The organism is Tsukamurella asaccharolytica (assembly GCF_007858435.1).
GTDB classification, from domain to species: Bacteria; Actinomycetota; Actinomycetes; order Mycobacteriales; family Mycobacteriaceae; genus Tsukamurella; species Tsukamurella asaccharolytica.
Genome location: NZ_VIGW01000001.1, coordinates 89,190 through 110,857 on the forward strand (window position 1 = coordinate 89,190; position 21,668 = coordinate 110,857).

The 21,668-nt window shown below is 71.5% G+C and carries 28 protein-coding genes and 1 tRNA gene; 15 read left to right on the forward strand and 14 right to left on the reverse strand.

The annotated features are described in order from the left end of the window. Window positions 1–53: 53 nt before the first annotated feature. Together FK529_RS00420 and FK529_RS00425 are read right to left on the reverse strand one after the other, a co-directional pair. The gene (locus FK529_RS00420; protein ID WP_146558517.1) at window positions 54–380 is read right to left on the reverse strand and encodes a GNAT family N-acetyltransferase; all 327 of its coding nucleotides are present in this window, start codon (window positions 378–380) and stop codon (window positions 54–56) included. After that, window positions 377–1,381: a pirin family protein gene (locus tag FK529_RS00425; protein WP_146558519.1), complete on the reverse strand. Its 1,005-nt coding sequence runs from the start codon at window positions 1,379–1,381 to the stop codon at window positions 377–379. The genes FK529_RS00420 and FK529_RS00425 overlap by 4 nt, the downstream gene beginning before the upstream one ends. An 18-nt stretch (window positions 1,382–1,399) precedes the next feature. Between FK529_RS00425 and FK529_RS00430 the strand changes: the two genes are divergently transcribed. Both FK529_RS00430 and FK529_RS00435 read left to right on the forward strand, forming a co-directional pair. Next, window positions 1,400–1,864: a carboxymuconolactone decarboxylase family protein gene (locus tag FK529_RS00430; RefSeq protein WP_146558521.1), complete on the forward strand. Its 465-nt coding sequence runs from the start codon at window positions 1,400–1,402 to the stop codon at window positions 1,862–1,864. Window positions 1,865–2,072: 208 nt separating this feature from the next. Next, a complete protein-coding gene (locus FK529_RS00435) occupies window positions 2,073–2,375 on the forward strand; it encodes a hypothetical protein (protein ID WP_146558523.1) in 303 nt (100 codons plus the stop codon). Window positions 2,376–2,398: 23 nt separating this feature from the next. Here the strand turns inward: FK529_RS00435 and FK529_RS00440 are convergent, their stop codons facing one another. Genes FK529_RS00440 through FK529_RS00450 form a run of 3 tightly spaced genes read right to left on the reverse strand, consistent with a single transcriptional unit; the run spans window position 2,399 to window position 4,243 of the window. Beyond that, complete coding sequence (locus tag FK529_RS00440) at window positions 2,399–2,887, reverse strand: GNAT family N-acetyltransferase (protein ID WP_146558525.1); 489 nt, start codon at window positions 2,885–2,887, stop codon at window positions 2,399–2,401. Window positions 2,888–2,896: 9 nt separating this feature from the next. Next, on the reverse strand, window positions 2,897–3,307 hold the full coding sequence (locus tag FK529_RS00445; protein ID WP_146558527.1) for a VOC family protein: 411 nt from the start codon (window positions 3,305–3,307) through the stop codon (window positions 2,897–2,899). 57 nt (window positions 3,308–3,364) lie between these two features. After that, window positions 3,365–4,243, reverse strand: coding sequence for a crotonase/enoyl-CoA hydratase family protein (locus FK529_RS00450; protein ID WP_146558529.1), 879 nt, complete (start codon window positions 4,241–4,243; stop codon window positions 3,365–3,367). 39 nt (window positions 4,244–4,282) lie between these two features. Here FK529_RS00450 and FK529_RS00455 point away from each other — a divergent pair. The 5 genes from FK529_RS00455 (at window position 4,283) to otsB (ending at window position 8,354) form a co-directional block, all read left to right on the forward strand. Next, window positions 4,283–4,357 (forward strand) — tRNA-Thr (locus FK529_RS00455). Window positions 4,358–4,486: 129 nt separating this feature from the next. Then, entirely contained in the window at window positions 4,487–5,914 is a 1,428-nt protein-coding gene (locus tag FK529_RS00460; protein ID WP_146558531.1) for a threonine/serine exporter family protein, read from the forward strand. Window positions 5,915–5,969: 55 nt separating this feature from the next. Next, the gene (locus FK529_RS20150) at window positions 5,970–6,131 is read left to right on the forward strand and encodes a hypothetical protein (RefSeq protein WP_166436353.1); all 162 of its coding nucleotides are present in this window, start codon (window positions 5,970–5,972) and stop codon (window positions 6,129–6,131) included. Window positions 6,132–6,138: 7 nt separating this feature from the next. Beyond that, on the forward strand, window positions 6,139–7,584 hold the full coding sequence (locus FK529_RS00465; protein WP_146558533.1) for an alpha,alpha-trehalose-phosphate synthase (UDP-forming): 1,446 nt from the start codon (window positions 6,139–6,141) through the stop codon (window positions 7,582–7,584). Next, a complete protein-coding gene (gene otsB / locus FK529_RS00470; protein ID WP_146558535.1) occupies window positions 7,581–8,354 on the forward strand; it encodes a trehalose-phosphatase in 774 nt (257 codons plus the stop codon). Before FK529_RS00465 ends, otsB begins: the two co-directional genes overlap by 4 nt. A gap of 95 nt (window positions 8,355–8,449) precedes the next feature. Here the strand turns inward: otsB and FK529_RS19915 are convergent, their stop codons facing one another. The 4 genes from FK529_RS19915 to FK529_RS00485 all read right to left on the reverse strand — a co-directional run bounded on the left by FK529_RS19915 (window position 8,450) and on the right by FK529_RS00485 (window position 11,830). Then, entirely contained in the window at window positions 8,450–8,617 is a 168-nt protein-coding gene (locus FK529_RS19915; RefSeq protein WP_158635013.1) for a hypothetical protein, read from the reverse strand. Between the two features lie 126 nt (window positions 8,618–8,743). Continuing rightward, window positions 8,744–9,589 carry a transglutaminase-like domain-containing protein gene (locus tag FK529_RS00475; protein ID WP_146558537.1) on the reverse strand — a complete coding sequence of 282 codons (846 nt, stop codon included), beginning with the start codon at window positions 9,587–9,589 and terminating at the stop codon, window positions 8,744–8,746. Then, the gene (locus FK529_RS00480) at window positions 9,556–10,731 is read right to left on the reverse strand and encodes a L,D-transpeptidase (protein WP_146559463.1); all 1,176 of its coding nucleotides are present in this window, start codon (window positions 10,729–10,731) and stop codon (window positions 9,556–9,558) included. The genes FK529_RS00475 and FK529_RS00480 overlap by 34 nt, the downstream gene beginning before the upstream one ends. Before the next feature lie 19 nt (window positions 10,732–10,750). Continuing rightward, the gene (locus FK529_RS00485; protein ID WP_146558539.1) at window positions 10,751–11,830 is read right to left on the reverse strand and encodes a UDP-N-acetylmuramate dehydrogenase; all 1,080 of its coding nucleotides are present in this window, start codon (window positions 11,828–11,830) and stop codon (window positions 10,751–10,753) included. A gap of 24 nt (window positions 11,831–11,854) precedes the next feature. Here FK529_RS00485 and FK529_RS00490 point away from each other — a divergent pair, with 24 nt between their 5' ends. From FK529_RS00490 to FK529_RS00520, 7 genes are all read left to right on the forward strand, one after another. Continuing rightward, on the forward strand, window positions 11,855–12,370 hold the full coding sequence (locus FK529_RS00490) for a DUF2505 domain-containing protein (protein ID WP_146558541.1): 516 nt from the start codon (window positions 11,855–11,857) through the stop codon (window positions 12,368–12,370). 18 nt (window positions 12,371–12,388) lie between these two features. Then, window positions 12,389–12,898 carry a DUF2505 domain-containing protein gene (locus tag FK529_RS00495; protein WP_146558542.1) on the forward strand — a complete coding sequence of 170 codons (510 nt, stop codon included), beginning with the start codon at window positions 12,389–12,391 and terminating at the stop codon, window positions 12,896–12,898. 3 nt (window positions 12,899–12,901) lie between these two features. Beyond that, window positions 12,902–13,693 (forward strand): class I SAM-dependent methyltransferase, encoded by a 792-nt coding sequence (locus FK529_RS00500; RefSeq protein ID WP_231702856.1) that lies wholly within the window; start codon window positions 12,902–12,904, stop codon window positions 13,691–13,693. Between the two features lie 77 nt (window positions 13,694–13,770). After that, window positions 13,771–14,577 carry a carbon-nitrogen hydrolase family protein gene (locus tag FK529_RS00505; RefSeq protein ID WP_146559467.1) on the forward strand — a complete coding sequence of 269 codons (807 nt, stop codon included), beginning with the start codon at window positions 13,771–13,773 and terminating at the stop codon, window positions 14,575–14,577. 17 nt (window positions 14,578–14,594) lie between these two features. Continuing rightward, entirely contained in the window at window positions 14,595–15,554 is a 960-nt protein-coding gene (locus tag FK529_RS00510) for an LmeA family phospholipid-binding protein (RefSeq protein WP_146558544.1), read from the forward strand. A gap of 6 nt (window positions 15,555–15,560) precedes the next feature. Further along, entirely contained in the window at window positions 15,561–16,136 is a 576-nt protein-coding gene (locus FK529_RS00515) for a hypothetical protein (protein WP_146558546.1), read from the forward strand. Then, complete coding sequence (locus FK529_RS00520; protein WP_231702857.1) at window positions 16,133–17,431, forward strand: cytochrome P450; 1,299 nt, start codon at window positions 16,133–16,135, stop codon at window positions 17,429–17,431. The genes FK529_RS00515 and FK529_RS00520 overlap by 4 nt, the downstream gene beginning before the upstream one ends. A 43-nt stretch (window positions 17,432–17,474) precedes the next feature. Here FK529_RS00520 and deoC read toward each other — a convergent pair whose 3' ends face one another. Further along, window positions 17,475–18,191: a deoxyribose-phosphate aldolase gene (gene deoC, locus FK529_RS00525; protein ID WP_146558548.1), complete on the reverse strand. Its 717-nt coding sequence runs from the start codon at window positions 18,189–18,191 to the stop codon at window positions 17,475–17,477. 7 nt (window positions 18,192–18,198) lie between these two features. Between deoC and purU the strand changes: the two genes are divergently transcribed. Continuing rightward, window positions 18,199–19,074, forward strand: a complete 876-nt coding sequence (gene purU, locus FK529_RS00530) for a formyltetrahydrofolate deformylase (protein ID WP_146558550.1) — start codon at window positions 18,199–18,201, stop codon at window positions 19,072–19,074. A gap of 85 nt (window positions 19,075–19,159) precedes the next feature. Here the strand turns inward: purU and FK529_RS00535 are convergent, their stop codons facing one another. The 4 genes from FK529_RS00535 to FK529_RS00550 form a co-directional block, all read right to left on the reverse strand. Next, window positions 19,160–20,212 (reverse strand): alpha/beta fold hydrolase, encoded by a 1,053-nt coding sequence (locus FK529_RS00535; protein WP_146558552.1) that lies wholly within the window; start codon window positions 20,210–20,212, stop codon window positions 19,160–19,162. A gap of 38 nt (window positions 20,213–20,250) precedes the next feature. Further along, on the reverse strand, window positions 20,251–20,550 hold the full coding sequence (locus tag FK529_RS00540) for a DUF2516 family protein (RefSeq protein WP_146558554.1): 300 nt from the start codon (window positions 20,548–20,550) through the stop codon (window positions 20,251–20,253). 74 nt (window positions 20,551–20,624) lie between these two features. Further along, window positions 20,625–21,242, reverse strand: a complete 618-nt coding sequence (locus tag FK529_RS00545; RefSeq protein WP_146558556.1) for a heparin-binding hemagglutinin — start codon at window positions 21,240–21,242, stop codon at window positions 20,625–20,627. Continuing rightward, complete coding sequence (locus FK529_RS00550) at window positions 21,239–21,619, reverse strand: helix-turn-helix domain-containing protein (RefSeq protein WP_146434377.1); 381 nt, start codon at window positions 21,617–21,619, stop codon at window positions 21,239–21,241. The genes FK529_RS00545 and FK529_RS00550 overlap by 4 nt, the downstream gene beginning before the upstream one ends. Window positions 21,620–21,668 lie beyond the last annotated feature (49 nt).

Genomic DNA, 21,668 nt, shown 5'->3' on the forward strand with positions numbered 1-21,668 from the left:
TCTGACGACTCGCTGTCAGTTCCCTGTGAACGTGCGCGAGCCCGGCCGCCGTCTCAGCGCAAGGAGGCGAGGATCTCCGGGGTCACAGGATCGACGATGTCCTGCACCTCGGGGTGCTTGGAGACGTACCTCTTGACCAGCGGACACACGGGGACCAACCGCTTGCCGGCAGCACGGGTGTCCTCCAGGGCATCGTGCACCAGGATGCCGCTGAGTCCGCGGCCGGAGAACTTCTCGTCGAGCTCGGTGTGCGGGAAGATGCGCTGCTCGCCGCGATCGATGAACCGGGTGAAGCCGGCGAGCTCGCCGTCGACGGTGATGTCGTAGCGGCCCTCGGCGTCGTTGCGCGCGACGGCGACGTTCTCGGTGTTCTCGGTCATTGCGGGTTCCTCCTGCGGGGCTTGAGCCGGGTGGTCGGGAGCGGTGGCGCCGGCAGGTACTGATCGTCGCGCCATCCGCTCACACTGCCGAAACGTGCGGCGCGCGCCTGCCATTCCTCGCGGTACTCCACGATCTCCTCGTGGGTGCGCCCCACGAAGTTCCACCACATGACGATGTCCTCGTCGAAGGGGACGCCGCCGAGCAGGACGGCCCGGGCGTCCTCCTCGGTGGGGTTGTGCAGGCGCAGGCCGCCGAGGCCCGGCCCGGCGTAGCCGAGACCGCCCCGGGCGAGCGCGACACCGTCGAACAGCAGGCGCGGCGTATCGAGCAGCACGCCGTGCTCGAAGGCGGGATCCACCGCGAGACTGACCCGCGCTCCGGGGCGCAGGATCAGCTCCGCGCCGAGCAGCGGCGTCGCGGTGACGACCGGGGAGGCGCTGCCCGCGAGCTCCCCGATGAACACGCGGGCGGTGCCCCCCGGGCCGCCGGGCCGCACGTCGGGCAGGTCGACCGAGGGGGGCGCGTAGTGCTGGAAGCCGTTGGGCGCGTTGCGCGCCCGGTCGGGCAGCGCGAGCCACAGCTGCACGCCGTGCAGGCGGCGGGTCTCCGGCGTGGAGACCTCGGAGTGGCTGATGCCGTAGCCCGCCGACATCAGGTTGATCTCGCCCGGGAGGACCGACGCCTCGACGCCGGCGCTGTCGCGGTGCTCGACTTCGCCCTCGAACAGCCAGCTCACGGTCTGCAGGCCGGTGTGCGGGTGCGGCGGGACGTTCATTCCACCGGACCGGTCCACGTCATCGGGCCCGTAGTGGTCCGCGAAGCACCACGCCCCGACCATGGAGCGTTCGTGCGTGGGGAGGGTGCGGCGCACCGTCATCGCGCGGGGGCCGCCGAGCGGCACCTCCCGGGGTTCGATCACCTCCACGCCGGCAGCGGGGGCCGGCCCGTCCGCGGCGGCCCCGCACTCGACCTCTTCGGGCTGTGGGTCGACGTTGCTCATGCCAGCTAGCCTAGTGCCATGCCAGCCCAGCGCGTGCGGATCGACAAGGCCTCCCCCCGGATCTACAAGCAGTTGATCGCGGTCTCGACGGAAGTGGCCGAGGCGGCGGAGGCGGCCGGAATCGGCCGGGACGTGGTCGAATTGGTGAACCTGCGGTGCTCACAGCTCAACGGCTGCGCGTTCTGTCTGGACCTGCACGCCCGCGCCGGCCGCGCGGCGGGCCTGAGCGACCAGCAGCTCGACGTGCTGGCCGCCTGGCGAGAGGCGCCCGCCGTGTTCGACGACGTGCAGCGTGCGGCCCTCGAGATCGCCGAGCTGGTCACGGAACTGCCGCCGCATCACGCGGCCGACGTCGCCTACGACCGCGCCACCGACGTGCTCGACGAGGCGCAGGCCTCGGTGCTCATCTGGGCCGCGGTGACCATCAACGCCTTCAACCGGGTGTCCGTGATCAGCGGGTACGAGGTGCGGCACCGCGCGTGAGCGCGGCCCACGGCGCGACGTCGCCGGGGCCGGCCGGCGGGCCGGCGGGCGAGCCGGTTGGAGGGCCGGCGGGCGGGCCAGCCGGGGGGCCGGCGGGCCGGAGCAGCTCGCGGGCGTTCAATCGCCGTCGTATCGTTATCTATTCGTGATCTATTGATCGAACGATGGCGATATGATCGAAAGCATCACCGAACGGCGGGGGTGCGCCATGAACGACAGCGAAGGCTTCGAGCACGTCACCTGGCTCGAGGCTGCCGAGAGAAGCATCGCGGACATCGCCCTCGCGACCGCGATCGCCGACGAGATCGCCGAGCTCGAAGCCGCGGAATCAGCTGCGTACGAAGAAGATTCGATGTCGAGCGAGCTGTCCGGAACATCGTTTCCGATCGGCGCTCCCGCGCGGCTACGACCGGCCGGGGAGACCGTCGGTTCGACGCTCCGCTCGAGGGGTCGGCCCACCGTCCTGCGGCGCCGGACCGCCGCGGAACCCATGGCGGCGCGCTCCCCGTAGACGCGGGTGTTCGAGCGATCCTGCTAAAGGATGCGCTGCATCAGGACGAGGTCCAGCCAGCGGCCGAACTTGATGCCCACCTGCGGCATCTGACCGGTGACGCGGAAGCCGAGCTTGCGGTGCAGAGCCACCGAGGCGTGGTTCGACTCCTCGATGGCCGCGACGACGACGTGGACGTCGGACTGCTGCGCGCGCTCGATGAGCGCGTTCATCAGGGCCTCGGCGATGCCCCGCCGGTAGAAGCCGTCGGCGACGTATACCGAGTTCTCGACGGTGTGCTTGTATCCCGACTTCGCGCGGAAAGGTCCGTACGAGGCGTAGCCGCCGAGTTCCCCGTCGACGATGGCGACGAGGACCGGGAAGCCACCCGCGCGGCGCTCGGCCAGCCAGGCCTCGCGCTCGGCGAGGTCGGTCTTCTCCTCCGACCAGATGGCGGTCGAGTTCTCCACGGCATCGTTGTGGATGACCAGGACCGCCGGCAGGTCGGCCGGTTGGGCGTCGCGGATTTCCATGCGGCCAGCTTATTGCTCGGCCACGAAGATGCAGAACGGGTGCCCGTCGAGGTCGGCGTAGACACGCAGCGGGTCCTCCGGGTCGTCAAGACGGTCCTCGACGAGCGTACCGCCGAGTTCGAGGACCCGGCGGTGGTGCTCCGCGAGTTCGGCGTCGTCGCGGGCGGCGAAGTCGAGGTGCAGCTGCTGCGGCACGTCCATGGACGGCCACGTCGACCTGGCGAACGCGGGCACCGTCTGGAAGCCCAGCAGGCGGCGGCCGTCGGTGCCGAGCAGGACGATGAAGCCGGGGTCCTCCGCGCCATCACGCGGCTCGTCGCCGGGGAGGTATTCGAGACCGAGGAGGGCGCGGTAGAACTCCGCGGACCTTCGGGCGTCCGCAGCGTCGATGACCAGTTGCCGGAAGCGGGGAGGAGCCATGACCCCACAGTAGGCCGGGCCGGACGTCGGCCGGGCGGCCCCGTCAGTCCGCGAGGATCAGTCCGCGACGATGCGGGGCAGCTCGGAGGCCTTCGCGGTGAACGCCGGGTCGCGCTTCTCCAGGAATGCGGCGACCCCCTCCTTGCCGTCGCCGATCGACGTGTAATACATGCCGAGCGAGTCCATCAGGTGCTGGTCCAGCGGTGTCGCGGCGCCGAGGCCGCGGTAGATCAGCTGCTTGTTGATGGCCACGCCGGCGGCGGAGCGGCCCTTGACCCACGACCGGGCGAGTTCCTGCGCGGCGGGCACGAGTTCGTCGGGCTCGTGCAGGCTGCGCACGAGACGGCCCTCGCGCGCCTGCTCGGCCGTGAGGATATCCGCGGAGTAGACCCATTCCAGGGCCTGCGCGGGTCCGACGATGCGCGGCAGGAACCAGCTGGAACAGGCCTCCATGACGATGCCGAGCCGGCCGAAGACGAAGCCGATCCGCGCCCTCGTCGACGCGAGGCGCGTGTCCATGGCCAGCGTCATCGTCGCGCCGATGCCGACCGCGGGACCGTTGATCGCGGCGATGACCGGTTTGGGGAGGGAGTAGATCGCCAGCGTGAGCTTGCCGCCGGTATCGCGGACGCCGTCCTGGTACGGGGCCTCGTCGTAGTGCGCGGCGAACTCCTCCGGCGTGGGCCGCACGGACTCGTCGAGGCCGAAGACGTTGCCCTCCCCGGTGAGGTCCATGCCGGCGCAGAAGGCGCGGCCCGCGCCGGTGACGACGACCGCCCGCACCTCGTCGCGCCGGGCGTGGACTTCGAAGAACTCCGTCAGCTCGCGCGCCATCGTGACACTGAAGGCGTTGAGCTGGTCCGGGCGGTCGAGCACGAGGGTGGCGATGCCGTCATCGTCGATGCTCCAGCGGACGGTCTCGAAGGAATCAGTCATGGTGCAAACGATATGCTGAGCACCGGCCACACGGCCCGCGCCTCCTTAGCTCAGTGGTAGAGCACCGCTCTTGTAAAGCGAAGGTCGTCGGTTCAATCCCGACAGGGGGCTCCACCAGGGGATCCGACCCGCGGCGACGGCCGGGAGGCCCCGCGCGACGGTCCGCTCGATCGAATAGGGAGAGCGGGTGGCCGCGGAGATCGCGTCGGCACTACGGTGATGCACCGAGGAGGTGGCCCCACTATGAAGCCCGCGGTCCGCGACCGTCTCGCGAACGCAATCCAGGCGGTGACCGGGCGCAACGCCGCGACCGTCGACACCGCCGGAATGCCGGTCCTGACGCCGCTGCAGCCCGTCGACCTCCGCGACAACGAGACCGTCGGCGAGGTCCTCGAAGTCGCGATGAAGGTCGGCGAAGTGTTGCTGGACTCGGGCACCGGCGCCGTCGACACCGAAGCGCAGGTGCGGTACGTCGCCGCGACCTACGGCATCGACGACGTGACCGTCACCGTCACCTACAACGCGATCACCGTGAGCGTCCAGCGCGGGCGGGGCCTGCCCCCGTCGACCTACATCCGGACGGTGAACCACCGATCCCTCGACTACACCCGGCTCTCGCAGGTCGACACCCTGGTGCGGCGCATCGGCCGCGGCCGCATCCGGCCGGACCAGGCGCTCGCCGCGCTCGAGTCGATCATGACCGCCGGGCACCCGTACCCGCGCGCCGTCGCGACCTTCGGCTGGGCCCTCATGGCCGGCGCCCTCACGCTGCTGCTCGGCGGCAAGCTCCCGCTCGCGGCTGTGGCCTTCGTGACCACGGCGCTGATCTACATGGTCAACGTGCGGCTGGGCAGCTGGGGCCTGCCCTACTTCTTCCAACAGGTTGTGGGCGGCTTCCTCGCAACCCTGCCGGCCGCGTTGATCTACCGGCTCTCGATCGAATTCGGATGGGACGTGCAGCCCTACCGAGTGATCGTCGCGGGCATCATCGTGCTCATGGCCGGGCTCTCGTTGGTCGGCTCGGTGCAGGACGCCATCACCGGCGCGCCCGTGACCGGCGCGGCGCGCTTCTTCGAGGTGGTGGTCTTCACCGGCGGCGTGGTCGCCGGTGTCGGCATGGCGCTGCGGGTCACCAGCCAGCTGGGCGCGACGCTGCCGCCCCTGGAGCAGCAGCCCCTCGACTACGCGCCGCTACCCATCCTGGTCGCCTCCGGCGGCGTCGCCTCCGCTGCCTTCGCACTCGCCAGCTACGCGCAGATCCGGGCGCTCACCGCGTCGTTCCTGGCGGGCTGCGCGGGTACGCTGGTCGCCGGATCGATCCTCAACCTGGGGCTCGGCCCGATCGTCTCGTCGGTGGCGGCCGCCACCGTCGTCGGCCTGGCCGGTGGCCTCCTCGCCCGCCGGGCCGTGGTCCCACCACTCATCGTCGCCGTCGCGGGCATCACGCCGCTGGTCCCCGGCCTCGCCGTGTACCGCGGCCTGTCCGAGCTGATGGAGGGCAAGACCACCTCCGCCCTGACCAACATGGTGACCGCACTGACCGTCGGCTGCGCCCTTGCCGCGGGCGTCACGCTGGGCGAATGGATCGCCCGAACGCTGCGCCGGCCCCAGCTCCCGCCGAACCTGAAGCCCCCCATCGGCGGGCTCATGTTCCGCCGGGTCCGCGACTGAATCGTTGCGCGGGTAAACTGTCCTTTGCTCGTCATTCCCGAACGAAGGTGCGTTCATGCCCCCGAAGACCACGCAGGACATCAGCGAGGACGAACTCGAGCCCGTAGCGGACGAGACGGCTCACCAGGCCCAGCGGGTCGTGGCTGCGTACGCCGAGGACGCCGACGAGTGCCGGATGCTGCTGTCGATGCTCGGCATCGGCCCCAAGGAGGCGTAGCCCGCCCATGACTGCTGCGGCGTTCGGAAAATCTGATTTCATCGTCGTGGCGAACCGGCTTCCGGTCGACGTCGAGAAGGCGCCCGACGGCACACTGACCTGGAAGGAAGCCCCCGGCGGCCTGGTCACCGCACTCAAGCCGATCCTCAGCGCCCGCAACGGCGCATGGGTCGGCTGGCCCGGTGCGCCCGACGTCGGTCGCGAGCCCGTCGAGGGCGCCGACATGCTCCTCGTGCCGGTGAAGCTCAGCGCCCAGGAGGTCGAGGAGCACTACGAGGGCTTCTCCAACGGCAGCCTCTGGCCGCTGTACCACGACGTCATCGTCAAGCCCGAGTACCACCGCGAGTGGTGGAACACCTACGTCGAGGTCAACCGCCGCTTCGCCGAGGAGACCGCCAAGGTCGCGGCCGAGGGCGCCACCGTCTGGGTCCAGGACTACCAGCTGCAGCTGGTGCCCAAGATGCTGCGGATGCTGCGCCCCGACGTGAAGATCGGCTTCTTCCTGCACATCCCCTTCCCGCCCGTCGAGCTGTTCATGCAGATGCCGTGGCGCCGCGAGATCATCGAGGGCATCCTCGGCGCCGACCTCGTCGGCTTCCACCTGCCCGGCGGCGCCCAGAACTTCCTCTACCTCGCCAGCAAGCTGGCCGGGTACCCCACCAGCAAGGGCTCGATCGGGGTGCGATCGAAGTTCGGCGTGGTCACCGTCGGCTTCCGGTCGGTACGGGTGGGCGCCTTCCCCATCTCCATCGAGTCCGCCGAGCTCGCTGCCACCGCGAAGCTCCCCGAGACCCGGCAGCGGGCGCGCGCACTGCGCACGGAGCTCGGCAACCCCGAGAAGATCCTGCTCGGCGTCGACCGGCTGGACTACACCAAGGGCATCGACGTGCGGCTGCGCGCGATCGGCGAGTTGTACAAGGAGGGCCGCCTCGATCCGGAGCGGCACGTCTTCGTGCAGCTGGCGACCCCGTCGCGGGAACGGGTCGAGTCGTACAAGATGATGCGCGACGACATCGAGCGGCAGGTCGGGCGCATCAACGGCGACTTCGGCCGCGTCGGCAGCCCCGCGATCCACTACGTGCACCGGCCCGTGCCGCGGCGCGAGCTGCTCGCCTTCTTCGCCGCCGCCGACGTCATGCTCGTCACGCCCCTCCGCGACGGCATGAACCTGGTCGCCAAGGAGTACATCGCCTGCCGCAACGACTCGTCGGGCGCGCTGGTGCTCAGCGAGTTCACCGGCGCCGCCGCCGAGCTCCGCCAGGCCTACCTGTGCAACCCGCACGACCTCGAGGGCGTGAAGAACGCCATCGACGAGGCCGCGCATCAGGAGCCCGAGGACGGCAAGCGCCGCATGCGCACCATGCGCCGGCAGGTCCTGCAGTACGACGTCGACCGCTGGGCCCGCTCCTTCCTGCAGACGCTCGCCGGCACCGTCGACGAGACGCCGGCATGAGCCTGCCCACCGACCTGGCGCAGGCGCTGGCGCAGTTCGCCGGGCTGCCGACGGTGCTGGTGGCCACCGACTACGACGGGGTGGTCGCGCCGATCGTCGCCGACCCGGCCGCCGCGTTCCCGTTGCCCGGGACCGTCGCCGCGCTGGAGTCGCTCGCAGGGCTGCCCGGGGTGACGGTGGCGCTGGTCTCCGGACGCGACCGCGCGACGCTGGGGCGGCTGTCCGGTGCGCCGTCGTCGCTCGTGACCGTGGGCAGCCACGGCGCCGAGTGGGCCGAGGGCTTCGAGGGCGCGCTCACGGCCGACCTGCGGGAGCTCCGGTCGACGGTGCTCGCCGGCCTCGCCGCGATCGCCGAGCGCTTCCCCGGCGCGGCCGTCGAACCCAAGCCGCTGGGCGCCGCGCTGCACGTCCGCAATGTGGTGGATCCGTCCGCGGCGCCGCTGGCCCTGGCGGAAGCCCGACGGGGCCCCGCCGCCCTGCCCGGCGTGCACGCCACCGACGGCAAGGCCGTGCTCGAACTCGCGGTGCTGGAGACCTCGAAGGGCCGCGCGCTGCAGACTCTGCGCGAGCGCACCGGTGCTGCCGCGGTGCTGTACCTCGGCGACGACGTGACCGACGAGAAGGCCTTCGCGGTGCTCGACTCGCCCGGCGACGTGTCCATCAAGGTCGATCCCGACCCCGCGGTGGCCACCGCCGCCCGCTTCCGCGTCGACGGCCCCGTCGACGCCCGGTCCGTCTTCGAGGAGCTGCGGGCGCTGCGGCGCGCCTGACCGACGGCAACTCGTCGGCGGCCGTCGAGCCGTCGGAGGCGTGGTGTTGCCGCCGAGGAGCCATGCGTCCCACGCATGGCTACTGTTTCCCCAGTTCAGAGGCCTGTTTCGGCGACGAAGCCATGCGTGTGGCGCATGGCCACGGCCACCCGTGCCAAGTGCGCGTCCGTTCCCCGCGCCGCGTCGATGTCCCGCACCCGTTCGAGCGCGCCGGCGATCAGCACCCGGATCCGGCCACACCGATGGGCATGCGTCGGGCGCATGACTTAGAGCCGCGAAATACGCCTTGACCTGCACGAAGAACAGCCATGCGTCCCACGCATGGCTGTTCTGCAGCAACACATGATCGCGCGGCGGCCACGGATCCCGGCGGCGGCCGCCACGCACCATCAGGCGAGGGGGATCAGCGCGCGGGGGTCGTCGTAGGGCAGGGGCGCGGCGGACTCCGCGGCCACCGTCAGCCGCTCGAAGCGGATGGACCCGCCGTGGTTGTCGAGGAAGGCGATGTCGGCGGCGTCGCGGCCGGTGGCGATGCGCACCATCGCGGCGCGCGGGGCGAGGCCGGTCCCGTCGAGCACCCACCAGCGGCCGTCGACCATCACCTCGGCGACGGCGTGGAAGTCCATCGGGTCACAGCCGGGCGCGAAGACCGCGCTCATGCGGGCGGGCAGCTTCAGGGCACGGAGCAGCGCGATCGTCAGGTGCGCGTAGTCGCGGCACACGCCGGCGGAGGCGAGCAGGGTGTCCGAGGCGCCGTCGACGGAGCGGCTGGCTCCGGGCAGGTAGTCGAGGCGGCTCGCCACGAACTCCCGCACCGCCACAGCGCGGTGCGCGTCCCCGGTCACGTCCGCGAACTGCTTCGCGGCGAAACCGTAGAACCGATCCACTTCGCAGTAGCGCGATGGCCGCAGGTACAGCGACTGCAGGTACGGGTCGACGGGCTCCGGCTCCGCGAAGCCCGCCACCTGGGCCTGGTAGTCCAGCTGCACCCGCCCCGGCCCCGCGTCGACGCGGTGGATGCGGCCGCCGTGCGGCCCGACGACCTCCTGGACGGGCAGAGCGGCACCGTCGAGCGTGACCGCGAGCGCCTCGTGCACCTGCAGGCCCCGCACCCGCGCGACGGTGGCCTGGTACTCGAGCACCGTGGGCGCGAGGACGGTGCACAGCACCCGCGCGGACATCCTCCGCGCGCCGGGGACCACTACTTCTTCGACAGAGCCGACATCGATTGCCACGCCGGCCAGTCTAGGGTCCAGTCGTAGATGTCCCCGTCGGCCTCCGAGAGCGGGATCGACGTGCCCGTGACCTCGACCGGATCGCCGAAGAGCGCGCTGGCGAAGTAGCGCTGCGCATCCTCGAGCGAGAGGTTGATGCAGCCGTTCGTGACGTTGGTGCTGCCCTGGTTCCCGACTGTCTGCGGGTTGGCGTGGATGAACTCGCCGTTGTTGGAGATCCGCACCGCGAACCGCTCGTGCACGTTGAAATAGCCGGCTGCGGGGTTGGACATGTAGAAGTCCTCGTGCTTCTCGCTCACCACGTGGATGCCCGAGCGGGTGACGTTGCGCGGGAGGTCGGCCTCTCCGTACGAGCACGGCAGGTCGAGGAACACCTGGTCGCCGCGCATCACGAGGATCCGGTGCGACGGAGCCGAGGCCTTGACGATCTGCGACCGCCCGACGACGAAATCGCTGGTCACATCACTGGCACCGTACTGGCCGCCGCCGTGGTCGAGGCCGTAGAGCCTGCCGTTCATCGACACCTTGGTGCCGGGCGCGAAGTACTCCCGCGGGCGCCAGTGCGCGCGGGACCCGTTGTCCTCGGGCAGCCAGGCCCAGGAGCCCTCGGTGTGCGGCGTCGTGGTGACCTCGAGCGCCCTCTCGACGGCCGCCTTGTCCTCGACCGTGCCTGCGAACTTGAGGATGAGCGGCGCGGCGATGCCGACCTCGGCACCGTCGGCGATGTTGACCTGGACCGACACGGTCGCATCGGGCGAGACCACGGCGACCTCGCCGTCGAGACTCGACCAGGTTCCGCCCTCGCCGTCGGCGGCGCCGGACCAGCGATAGGTGGCGCCGAAGCCGAGGGGCTCGGCCGTCGAATAGGTCACACCGTCGGGCGACGCGGTCAGTTCGACCTTTTTGCCCGACTGGGTGTTGGTCAGCGCCACGCCCGGACGGAACGTGCCGCCGCGCACCCGCACGGAGACGGTGTCGCGGGGGCCGATCTTCTTCCCGGCCGCGGGCGCGTACTCGAAGGTGGGGGCATCGGCCCTGGTCTCGCCGATGCCGCCGTCACGGGTGCAGGCGGTGGCGACGACGGCCACCGTCGCCGCGGCACCGCCGAGGAAGGCGCGCCGGCCTACCGGCGCACGAAACATGTCGAACACCGTAGGAATTCTACGGGCGCAGGGCAGGAAGCTCGGCACCCACGAGGACGGGCTCGGGCCGCAACTCGACGCCGAACCGGGCGAACACCCCATCCCGGACCTCGCGCGCGAGGTCAAGGAGTTCCGCGGTCGTGCCGGTGCCGCGGTTGGTCAGCGCGAGGGTGTGCTTCGTCGAGAGGGAGACGCCCGTGCGGCCACCGTCGTAGCCCTTGCGGAACCCCGCCCGCTCGATGAGCCAACCCGCGGAGAGCTTCACGCCGTCGGGCGCGGGGTACTGCGGGGTGCTCTCGCCCGTCGCCTCCTCGATGCGCGCGACGATCGCCGCCGCGCTCGCGGCGGGCACGACGGGGTTGGTGAAGAAGGAGCCGACGCTCCACGTGTCGTGGTCGGCCGCGTCGAGGACCATGCCCTTGCCGCGACGCAGGTCGAGTACGGCGCGGCGCGCGGCCGCGGGGTCGACGGTGCCACCGGGCTCGGCGCCCAGCGCCCGGGCGAGTTCGCCGTACCGGATGTGGGCGGACGCACCGTCGGACAGGGCGAACCGCACGCGCAGCACCACGTCGGCGGGGCCGGCAGCAGCCGAGCCGCCGCCGGGAGCCTCGTGCTGCTTGAGGCGCGACGTGCGGTAGCCGAGGCCCAGCGTCTCGGGCGCGACCCACTCGGTCTCCCCGGTAGCGCGGTGATAGAGCTCGACGGCGTCGAGCCACGCCGCGACCTCGACGCCGTAGGCCCCGACGTTCTGCACCGGCGTCGCGCCCGCGGAACCGGGGATGCCGGACAGGCACTCGAGACCGCCGAGCCCGGCGTCGACGGAGGCGGCGACCACGTCGTCCCAGATCGCGCCGGCGTCGGCGGTGAGCACGGTGCCGTCGATCACGACGTCCTCGTGCGCGACGTGCACGACGGTCCCGGCGAAGCCCGCATCGGCGATGACGAGGTTGGAGCCCCCGCCGACCAGCAGCACTGGCTCGCCGACGGCGTCGCAGCGGCCGACAGCCTCCGCGACCGCCGCGGCGGAATCGCACCGCAGGTAGGCGCGGGCGGGGCCGCCCAGACGCAGCGTGGTCAACTCCGATAGCAGTTCAGGCACCCCGCAACGGTAACGTGTCCGGCTATGACCACCCGTCTCGAGCGATCGCTCGACTACGCCACCCAGCCGGCCACGCTGCACGGCGCGTTCACCGACGCCGAGTACTGGCCCGCCCGCGTGGCCGAGGTCGGCGGCGAGGGCGCCCGCATCGCGGAACTGTCCATCACCGGCGAGGGCGCCGAGCGCTCGGTGCGCGTGCTCGTGGTGCACCTCATCGGCGAGGACAAGCTGCCGAGCGTCGTGACCGCGATCCGCCCCGGCGGCCTGGAGATCCACCGCGTCGAGGAGTGGGGCCCGTTCGACGGCACCCGCTCCGAGGGCCGCTTCTCCGCCGAGATCCAGGGCGTCCCCGCGCAGCTGTCCGGCACGAGCGTCATCGAAGCCGCCCCCGAGGGCGCGCGCATCACCGGGACCGGCGAGGCCAGCGTCTCCATCCCGTTCATCGCGAACAAGGTCGAGTCGCTCGTCATCGAGAACCTGCAGGAGCTCATGGAGAGCGAGCGCGAGTTCACCCTGCAGTGGATCGCCGAGCGTGCCTGACCGGTAAGGTTCCCCCACATGGCACGACGTCTCAGCTACTCGGCGCGCTTCCCGTTCCCCGCCGAGGTCTTCTACTCCGCGTACTCCGACAAGGACTACTGGACCGAGAAGATGACCGACTTCCGGAACCTGACCCCGCTGTCGGAGCTCACCGAGTTCGACGTCGACGACGAGGGCATCACGGTCGTCCAGAAGCAGAACCTGCCGCACGAGTACCTGCCGCCGATCGCGCAGGGCGTCGTGAAGAAGGACATGATCATCACGCGCGAGGAGTTCTACGGCGCATGGGACGGCGAGAACTCGATCGGCGACTACAAGGCGTCGATCCCCGCGGGCCCCGGCACGCTCAAGGGTGAGGCCTCGCTGTTCAACACCGAGACGGGCTGCACGATGCGCTACACCACCGTGGTGAAGGTCTTCGTCCCGTTCGTGGGCACCAAGCTCGAGCAGCTCATCCTCATCAACCTCGTGGACCTCTTCCGCGCCGAGGCCGAGTACCTCAAGTACTGGGTCGACAAGAACAACTGACCCGTGCCCTCCCCCGAGGGCCGGATCGCTCGGCAGCCCGAAGGGCGCATCACGCGCGGCACGACGGGGCTGAACCGGCTGCGGCGCAGTGATCGCTGGTCGGTGCACTCGCCGCCCGTCGTCGCGGCGCTGGGCGGACCGTCGCCGCTGGCCGTCGACGTGGGCTACGGCGCGCTACCCGACACCACCCTCGAGTGGGCCACCTGGCTGCGGCGGATCAACCCCGCGGTCCGGGTGACGGGCCTGGAGATCGACCCCGATCGCGTGGTGCCCGGCCGCGACGGCGTCGAGTTCGCGCGCGGCGGCTTCGAGCTCGCGGGGCTGAGCCCGAACCTGGTGCGCGCCTTCAACGTGCTGCGGCAGTACGACGAGTCCGAGGTGGCCGACGCGTGGGCGATGGTCACCTCGCGGCTCGCGCCGGGCGGCGTCTTCGTGGAGGGCACCTGCGACGAGCTGGGCCGGCGGTGCTGCTGGATCGTCCTCGACGCCACCGGGCCGCGGACGCTCACGCTGGCCTGGCATCCCGGATTCACCGACCACCCGTCGGAGCTGGCCGAGCGGCTGCCGAAGGCGCTGATCCACCACAACGTGCCCGGCGAGCGGATCCACACCCTGCTCGCGCTGGCGGATCGCTGCTGGGACGAGGCCGCCGGGTACGCGCCCTACGGCAACCGGGTCCGCTGGCGCGCGGCGGCGGTCGCGCTGGCCGAACGCACCGACGGTGCCGCGCGCCCGCCCCGTCGCCCGGTCCGCGACAACCTGCTCACCGTCGACTGGGCGTTCGTCGCCCCGTAGCGGCCCGTGCGGCGCGGCGACCCGTCTCGAGCACGGGTCGTCGAGCGTGAGTCAGTAGTGTGGTGCGCATGACATCGCTGACCGTCGCGCTGGCGCAGCTCGAGGCCACGACCGACCCGGCCGCCAACGCCGCGCTGGTCGAGGACGGGCTGCGGCGCGCCGCGGAGGCGGGGGCCGCGCTCGCCGTCTTCCCCGAGGCCACGATGTGCCGGTTCGGGGTGCCGCTCGGGCCCGTCGCCGAGCCGCTCGACGGGCCGTGGGCGACGCGCGTCGCCGACGCCGCCCGGGCCACCGGAGTGCACGTCGTCGCGGGCATGTTCACCCCCGCCGCCGACGGCCGGGTCCGCAACACCCTGCTGTCCGCCGCCCCCGACGGCACCCGCACCGCCTACGACAAGATCCACCTCTTCGACGCCTTCGGCTTCGCCGAGTCGCGCACCGTCGAGCCCGGCGAGCGTGCGGTGCTGATCGACGTCGGCGGGGTCACCGTCGGGCTGAGCACCTGCTACGACCTGCGCTTCCCCGCCCTGTACCAGGGCCTCGCCGACGCCGGGGCGCAGGTGATCGTCACGCCCGCGTCGTGGGGCGACGGCCCCGGCAAGCTCGACGCCTTCACCACGCTGGCCCGCGCGCGGGCGCTGGACTCGACCACCTACGTCGTCGCCGTCGACCAGGCGCGCCCGTCCGACCCGGAGCCCGGCCCCGCGCCGCGCGGGGTGGGCGGCTCGCTCGCCGTCGGGCCCGACGGTGCGGTGCTCGCCTCCGCCGGCGACGGGCCGGAACAGCTCGTCGTCGACCTGCCGCTCGCCCGCGTCGACGAGGTGCGGGCCACGCTGCCCGTCCTCGCCAATCGCAGGGCCTTCACCGTCGCCACCCAGGGATGAGGAACAATCTAACGCCGATGGACACGAACCCGAACGCCCCGCAGAACCCCGGCCCCCCGAACGGTCCGCAGGACGGGCCGCAGGACGGCTTCACCCGGCCGATCGAGCCCGCGGCCCGGCCGTCGGGCGCGCACGCGCAGCCGGCGCCCGGCCAGCAGCCGCCGCTCCCCCCGGTGCCGCCCACGCAGATCCCGCCCGGCGGACCGTCGGGGCAGGGCGGCCGGGGCGGGGGCGGTAAGCCCGCGAAGCCGGCCAAGCAGCGCTCCACCGGCAAGCTCATCGGCCTGGCGGCGGCCGGCCTCGTCGCGGTCCTCGTGATCGTGCTCGTCGGCTCCGAGCTGTACATCCGCAACCACGTGCAGAACTGCCTCGCGGACAACATCAAGCAGGGCACGAGGGCGAGCGACGCCAAGGTCGGCTTCGCGAAGACGCCGATGCTGATCCAGAACGCGAGCGGCAAGATCTCCTCGATCGACATCCAGGTCGACGGCATGCAGGGCACTCCCGGGCTGAACGCGCACATCCTGCTCAAGGGCGTCGAGCCCAGCGGCGAGAACAAGATCGACGACGCCACCATCGTCGGCACCTTCACCGCCGACGGCATCAAGAACAAGGTCGTCAGCTCGCAGGTCATCAGCGACCCGACGGTCACGCTGAACGCCGCAGCGAACCGGATCGAGATCAGCGGCACCGCAGTCATCGTGCCGGTCACGGTCAACCTCACGCCGACCATCAAGGACAACAAGGTGGTGCTCACGGCGAGCAAGGCGTCGGTCTTCGGCATCGGCGTCCCCGACGACCTGGCGCAGCAGCTCATCACGGCCGTCGCCGACATCCCCACCCCGAACGGCCTGACCGCCAGCGACCTGAAGATGACCGACGAGGGCATCTCGCTGCGCTACTCCGGCCAGAACGTGCTGCCGAAGGACATCGAGAGCGGCGCCGACGTCGGCGCCACGAACTGCTCGGTGCTCTAGCGGGCCATGGCGATGGACGCCCCGGTGGGTCGGGTGGTGCACGTCGTGCGTAACTTCAGCGCGCACCCACCGAGCGCACTGGGGCTGCCGCCGCGCCTCACGGCCGCGACGAAGACGCTCCTCGGCGTCGGCCTCGTGATCGCCACGCTCGGCGCCGCCGTCCTCGTCGTCGGGTTGTGGACGGCCGATGACGTCCCCGGCCTGTGGTTCCGGGTGCTGTTCACCGCCTTCCCCGGGCTGGTCCTGTGCGGCTTCTGGTTCGCCTACCTGGCCTCCTTCGGAAGCGCCGCGCAGGAACGGGACGCCGAGCGGCGCTGGGCCGCACTGCGCGGCGCGGCCGTGCCCGGCCACGGCACCGTCGAGGAACGCCGCGTGCGCACGTCCGAGACCGGCGGCGTCACCGGGTTCGTCCTCGAGATCACCGGCGACGGCGGGCCCTTCTCCGCCCAGTGGCGCGCGAGCGGCGACGAACTGCTGCAGCCGCAGGTCCCGGGCGTCGGCTCGGCGGTCCGGTTCTGGCGCACCACGCCCGACGGTCCGCTGGTGGTCGAGGCCCTCGATCCCACGGTGGTGCGGCCGTGAGCGCGCCGCGGCTCGACCTGAGGCTGCGGGTCCGCTGGGCGGTGCTGCACGGGCTGCCGCGCTACGCCCTCCCCCGCCGCGCCGCCCGCGGCGACACCATGGCCGAGCTCCTGCTCGGCTACCGCGGCGCGCCGGGCGGCCAGTACGCGCGGCTCGACCGCATCCGCGAGCAGGGCCGGATCATCGGCAGCGAGGTCGGCGGGGCGACGGCCGATCACGCGCTGTGCCGGGCGGTGCTGCGCGACCCGCGGTTCGCCACCGTTCAGCCGCGGGACTTCGGCCTGCCGCGGCCGCTCCTCCAAGTCCTCGAATGGAGCGACCCGCGCCTGCCGAACCCCGTCGAGCCGCCGTCGATGCTGGTCAGCGAGCCTCCGGCGCATACGGCGTACCGGCACCCCATCGCCCGGACCTTCACCCCGAAGGCGATCGCGACGCTCACCGACCGGGCACGGACCGTGAGCGAGCAGCTCCTCGACGAGCTCGCCCGCGCTCCCCGCCCCGATCTCGTGACGGGCTACGCCGCGCGCCTGCCCGTCACGATGATCGGGCGGCTACTGGGCCTGCCCGAGGCCGACGACGAGTACATGCTGGAGTGGGGCGAGGCCGCGGCGCCGCTGCTCGACACGGGCCTCGACTGGCCGGTCTACCGGCGCGCGCAACACGCGCTCCGGGGCCTCGACGAATATCTCACCGCGCATTTCGCGCGGGTCCGCGCGCGGCCGGACGCCGACGACCCGTTCGCGCTGCTCGCCGGCTCCGGCGAGCTGACCGAGCGGGAGCTGGTGACGAACGCGGCGCTGCTGATCGGCGCGGGCTTCGAGACCACGGTCAACCTCATCGGCAACGGGATCGTCGCGCTGCTGGAGCACCCCGCTCAGCTGGAGCGGCTGCGCGCCGAGCCCGAGCTGTGGACGAACGCCGTCGAAGAGATCCTGCGCTACTCCAGCCCCGTCCAGCGCACCGCGCGCGCGGCCCGGGAGAGCGGCGAGATCGAGGGCTTCGCCTTCGCGGAGGGCACCGTCGTCTCGCTGCTGCTCGCGGGCGCGAACCGCGACCCCGCCGTCTTCGACCGGCCGCACGAGTTCGATGTCGCGCGGCCCGAGGCGAAGAAGAACGTCTCCTTCGGCTACGGCATCCACGCCTGCATCGGCGCGGCGCTGGCGCGGATGGAGGGCGCCGTGGCGCTGCGCGCGCTGTTCGAGCGGTACCCGGGCCTCGCGCTCGACGGGCCCGGCACGCATCGCGGGCTCGCCACGCTGTACGGGTGGGCGGCACTGCCCGCGAAACTCGCCTAGCCCGACGGGGCCTGGGCGCACCGTCGGACGGAGCGAACGTGCGTTACTCCGGGAAGCCTGCGAGCACCGCGCGGGTGCCGGAGAGGCCGAGCCGGCTGGCGCCGGCGTCGATCATCTCCTGCGCGGCCTCGGCGGAGCGGATGCCGCCCGAGGCCTTCACGCCCACCTCGGGCCCGACGGCCGCGCGCATGAGCGCCACCGCCTCCGCGGATGCGCCGCCCGACGGGTGGAACCCGGTCGAGGTCTTGACGAAGGTGGCGCCGCCCTTGACGGACCGCCGGCACACCTCGGCGAGCAGGTCAGCGTCGCCGAACTCGAGCAGCGCCGCGGACTCGACGATCACCTTGAGCACGGGGTCGGCGCCGATGGCCTCGCGGACGGTGAGCACGTCGGAGAAGACGCGGTCCAGGTCACCGGCGAGCGCGAGCCCGACGTCGATCACCATGTCGACCTCGTGCGCGCCCTCCTCGATCGCCATCCGCGCCTCGGCGGCCTTGATGAGGGTGTGGTGCTTGCCGGACGGGAAGCCCGCCACGACACAGAGCTGCGGCACCCGCGGCCCCGTCTCCCCGGCACCGGCCTGCGCGTCGATCGCGGCGCGCAGCGGCAGCATCGACGGGGACAGGCAGACGGCGTAGACGCCCAGGTCCAGGCCCTCGGCGTAGGCCGCGGCGGCCGCGGCCTCCGTGGCCTCGGGCTTGAGCAGCGTGTGATCGACGAAGGCGGCGACTTCGGAGCGTGTGAGCACGTTTGAGACGATACCGGGCGTGACCCGCGAAACACGCTACGTCCTCACCCTCGGCTGTCCGGACACCACCGGCATCGTCGCGCGCATCTCGACCTTCCTCGCCGACGTGGGCGGGTGGATCGTCGAGGCCGGGTACCACTCGGACCAGGACAGCGGCTGGTTCTTCACCCGGCAGGCCGTGCGCGCCGACAGCGTGGCGATCCCGCTCGACGAGCTGCGGTCCCGTTTCGCGGCGGAGGTCGCGGCGGAGCTCGGCCCCGAGACGGAGTGGCGCCTGACCTCCAGCGCGGAGCCGAAGGACATCGTCGTGCTGGTCAGCAAGGAGGGTCACTGCCTGCACGACCTCGTCGGCCGGGTGGCGACGGGCGAGCTGAACGCGCGGATCGCCGCGGTCATCGGCAACCACGAGGACCAGCGGGACTTCGTCGAGCGCCTCGACCTCCCGTTCCACCACGTGCCCTTCCCCGGCCCCGGTTCCGACAAGTCGGCGGCCTTCGCCGAGGTCGCGTCCCTGACCGACGCACTCGCCCCCGACGCGGTGGTGCTGGCGCGGTTCATGCAGGTACTGCCGCCGGAGCTGTGCGCGGCCTGGGCCGGCCGGGCGATCAACATCCACCACAGCTTCCTGCCGAGCTTCGTCGGCGCACGCCCCTACCATCAGGCCTTCGCCCGGGGCGTGAAGCTGATCGGCGCCACCTGCCACTACGTCACGGCGGACCTGGATGCGGGCCCGATCATCGAACAGGACGTCGCGCGCGTGGACCACGCCGACGCCGCGACCGACATGGTGCTCCGCGGCCGCGACATCGAGAAGATCGTGCTGGCCCGCGGCCTGCGCTGGCACCTCGAGAACCGGGTGCTGGTCCACGGCCGCAAGACCGTCGTCTTCTCCTGACCCCCTCCCCCGCGATTGAACGACGTTCTGGAGAGCGCGACCTGCGGTTTTCCTCTCAAAAACGTCGTTCAATTCCGACGGGGTGTCAGCGCGGCGCTCCGGCGGCGACGGGGCGGCCGTCGAGGATGGAGTCCAGCAGGGCGTTGAACTTCTCCGGCTGCTCCAGGGGGAGCATGTGGCCGGAGTCGCGGATCACCGCGAAGCGGTCCAGCTTCCCGGCGACGCGGAGCTCTCCGGCGATGATGTCGGCGTCCGCGGGCGGGGTGAGGTGGTCGAACTGGCCCACCGCGACGGAGGTGGGGATCGTGATCTTGCGCAGGCCCGCGGTCACGTCGACGCTGGCCAGCACATGCCCCCATTCGGCGCGCACGTCCGGCGGACAGGAGGCGACCATGTCCTCGGTGTACCTCACGGCGCCATAGGACGAGTAGCCGCACAGCGCGGTGTACCTGATGACGGCGGTATGCAGGCGGTTGCGTTTGAACGTGGAGGTGGCACCGAGAATGCCGTCACCGAGCTTCTGCGTGAACCGCGGCGCCACGCGCGTGAGCACGGCCAGGGGCGTGGCCCCGGCGAATCCGGCGATGGCATCGCTGGCGTAGGTGGAGGCCAGCACCGCGTGGTGGGCGCGCTCGGCGACCTCGTCGGTGTACTTGTCCGCCCAGGCCATGATGGCGATAGCGCCCATGCTGTGCCCGACGAGCAGTGCCTTCTTCCCCGTCGGCACGTGGGCGGCGAGGACGGCGTGCAGGTCGTCGGCGAGCACGCCGACGGAGAACGCGAAGGCGCCCGCCTCGGACTCACCGTGGCCGCGCTGGTCGTAGGCGACGACCCGGTATCCGCGGCCGACGAGGTGCTCGACCTGTCGCGGGAAGTTGGCCAGATTGCAGGTCCAGCCGTGGATCAATACGGCGATCGGGCCGTCCACCGGGCCCCACACCCTGGTGTGCAGGCGGGTGCCGTCGCCGGAGACGACGACGCCGTCCTCGTGCGGCCCGTCGTAGTCCTCGATCAGCTTCGCGTTCGCCGGCTCGGCCGGCGACGACAGCGCGTAGGCGGCGACGCTCGCGGCGATGGCGGCGGCGCCGGCGCCGAGAGCGCCCGCGGCGCCGACGACGAGCTTCTTGGAGATCTTCATGCGAGCAACCTTACTAACGAATACTCAATAGCGCGGACTCAGTAGCGCGGGCGACGGACCTCGTCGAGCTTCGGCTTCACGTCGAGGAGGTACACGAGGATGCCGATCGCACCGATCACGGTGCCCATGTAGTTCAGGCCGGCCAGCACGAGCAGCTCGCACACGATCAGCGTGATGACCCAGTAGTTCTTCTTCCACTTCCCAGCGGCGGTGAAGGCGTCGGCCGGGGCGCGGAGGGCGTGAATGAGGCAGAACGCACCCGTCGCGAGCAGCGCGACCGTGATCACGAGCGAGGCGAGCAGGCTCAGAGTGCCGAATCCGTAGAGGAGGACGTCCATGACACCGATTCTAAAGGTCGGGCGCCCGGCGGCAGTGCCGCCGGGCGCCCGGGGTGGAGCTCACGTGCGGAAGATCAGGCGTCGGACTTCTTCGGCGCAGCCTTCTTGACGGCGGCGGCCGCCTTCTCGGTGGTCTCCTCGATGGTGGCCTCCGCCTTATCGGCGGCGGCCGCACTCTCGTCGCCCGCGCGGCCGACCAGCTTCGCGGCGCGCTCGCCGACCTGCTTGGTGGCGGTCGCGACCTGGCCCAGCGAGGACTCGGTCAGCTCGACGGCCGAGTTGTAGGCCTTGGTGGCCTGCTCGGTGGCGTCCTCGATCACGGAGCCGGAGGTGAGACGCTCGAAGGCGCTCTCGCCGCGCTCGGCGAGCGACTCGTAGATGTCGGTGGCGACCTGGATGTACGCGGCGGCGACCTTGCGGAGCTCGTCGGCGGTGAACTTGGCGCGCAGCTCGTCGACGTCCTTGGGCAGGCCGTCCTTGGCCTCGGTCAGCTTGGTCTGCGCGGTGCCGGCGGCCTCCTCGACCTTGGCCTGGGCCTCCTCGACCTTGGTCTGGAAGTCCTTGGATGCGTCGGTCGCGGCGGCGCGCAGCTTCTCGACGACCTCGGAGACGGCCTCGTAGGCGTAGTCACCGGCGCCGAGAGCGGCGAAGAGGGGGGTCTTCAGGTCGTCGAGGGCGTTCTGCTCGGTCATGGGGTGATCTCCTTCAATGCAGTCTCGTTCTCGCGGCGGAAGCTCTCGTAGATCTCGAGCAGAGCCTGCTTCTGCCGTTCGGTGATGGTCGTGTCCGCGATCAGCGCGTCGCGCACCGGGGATTCGGGACGCTCTTCGAGGATCCCGGCCTGCACGTAGAGCACCTCGGCCGAGAGCCGCAGTGCTTTGGCGATCTGCCCGAGCACGTCGGCCGACGGTCGTCGGAGCCCCCGCTCGATCTGGCTGAGGTACGGGTTGGACACCCCCGCCTTCTCGGCCAGCTGCCGGATGGACACCTCTGCCGCGAGACGTTGCGCCCGAATGAACGCTCCGATGTCAGATCCCGAATTCTCAACGGTCTCTTCGTCGCTCGTCATATCCGGTCTCCCGTCCGCGCGGCTGGTTCCACGCTAACAGTTAGTGCTA

What these genes read in the sequence shown, in the direction of transcription:
- FK529_RS00515 (WP_146558546.1), top strand. Translation starts at nt 15,561, where the DNA reads ATGGCGATGGACGCCCCGGTGGGTCGGGTGGTGCACGTCGTGCGTAAC.
- FK529_RS19915 (WP_158635013.1), bottom strand. Translation starts at nt 8,617, where the DNA reads ATGCGCCCGACGCATGCCCATCGGTGTGGCCGGATCCGGGTGCTGATC.
- FK529_RS00540 (WP_146558554.1), bottom strand. Translation starts at nt 20,550, where the DNA reads ATGGACGTCCTCCTCTACGGATTCGGCACTCTGAGCCTGCTCGCCTCG.
- FK529_RS00490 (WP_146558541.1), top strand. Translation starts at nt 11,855, where the DNA reads ATGACCACCCGTCTCGAGCGATCGCTCGACTACGCCACCCAGCCGGCC.
- otsB (WP_146558535.1), top strand. Translation starts at nt 7,581, where the DNA reads ATGAGCCTGCCCACCGACCTGGCGCAGGCGCTGGCGCAGTTCGCCGGG.
- FK529_RS00440 (WP_146558525.1), bottom strand. Translation starts at nt 2,887, where the DNA reads ATGGAAATCCGCGACGCCCAACCGGCCGACCTGCCGGCGGTCCTGGTC.
- FK529_RS00535 (WP_146558552.1), bottom strand. Translation starts at nt 20,212, where the DNA reads ATGAAGATCTCCAAGAAGCTCGTCGTCGGCGCCGCGGGCGCTCTCGGC.
- FK529_RS00465 (WP_146558533.1), top strand. Translation starts at nt 6,139, where the DNA reads ATGACTGCTGCGGCGTTCGGAAAATCTGATTTCATCGTCGTGGCGAAC.
- FK529_RS00435 (WP_146558523.1), top strand. Translation starts at nt 2,073, where the DNA reads ATGAACGACAGCGAAGGCTTCGAGCACGTCACCTGGCTCGAGGCTGCC.
- FK529_RS00480 (WP_146559463.1), bottom strand. Translation starts at nt 10,731, where the DNA reads ATGTTTCGTGCGCCGGTAGGCCGGCGCGCCTTCCTCGGCGGTGCCGCG.
- FK529_RS00445 (WP_146558527.1), bottom strand. Translation starts at nt 3,307, where the DNA reads ATGGCTCCTCCCCGCTTCCGGCAACTGGTCATCGACGCTGCGGACGCC.
- FK529_RS00420 (WP_146558517.1), bottom strand. Translation starts at nt 380, where the DNA reads ATGACCGAGAACACCGAGAACGTCGCCGTCGCGCGCAACGACGCCGAG.
- FK529_RS00450 (WP_146558529.1), bottom strand. Translation starts at nt 4,243, where the DNA reads ATGACTGATTCCTTCGAGACCGTCCGCTGGAGCATCGACGATGACGGC.
- FK529_RS00460 (WP_146558531.1), top strand. Translation starts at nt 4,487, where the DNA reads ATGAAGCCCGCGGTCCGCGACCGTCTCGCGAACGCAATCCAGGCGGTG.
- FK529_RS00495 (WP_146558542.1), top strand. Translation starts at nt 12,389, where the DNA reads ATGGCACGACGTCTCAGCTACTCGGCGCGCTTCCCGTTCCCCGCCGAG.
- FK529_RS00545 (WP_146558556.1), bottom strand. Translation starts at nt 21,242, where the DNA reads ATGACCGAGCAGAACGCCCTCGACGACCTGAAGACCCCCCTCTTCGCC.
- FK529_RS00550 (WP_146434377.1), bottom strand. Translation starts at nt 21,619, where the DNA reads ATGACGAGCGACGAAGAGACCGTTGAGAATTCGGGATCTGACATCGGA.
- FK529_RS00510 (WP_146558544.1), top strand. Translation starts at nt 14,595, where the DNA reads ATGGACACGAACCCGAACGCCCCGCAGAACCCCGGCCCCCCGAACGGT.
- FK529_RS20150 (WP_166436353.1), top strand. Translation starts at nt 5,970, where the DNA reads ATGCCCCCGAAGACCACGCAGGACATCAGCGAGGACGAACTCGAGCCC.
- FK529_RS00425 (WP_146558519.1), bottom strand. Translation starts at nt 1,381, where the DNA reads ATGAGCAACGTCGACCCACAGCCCGAAGAGGTCGAGTGCGGGGCCGCC.
- FK529_RS00430 (WP_146558521.1), top strand. Translation starts at nt 1,400, where the DNA reads ATGCCAGCCCAGCGCGTGCGGATCGACAAGGCCTCCCCCCGGATCTAC.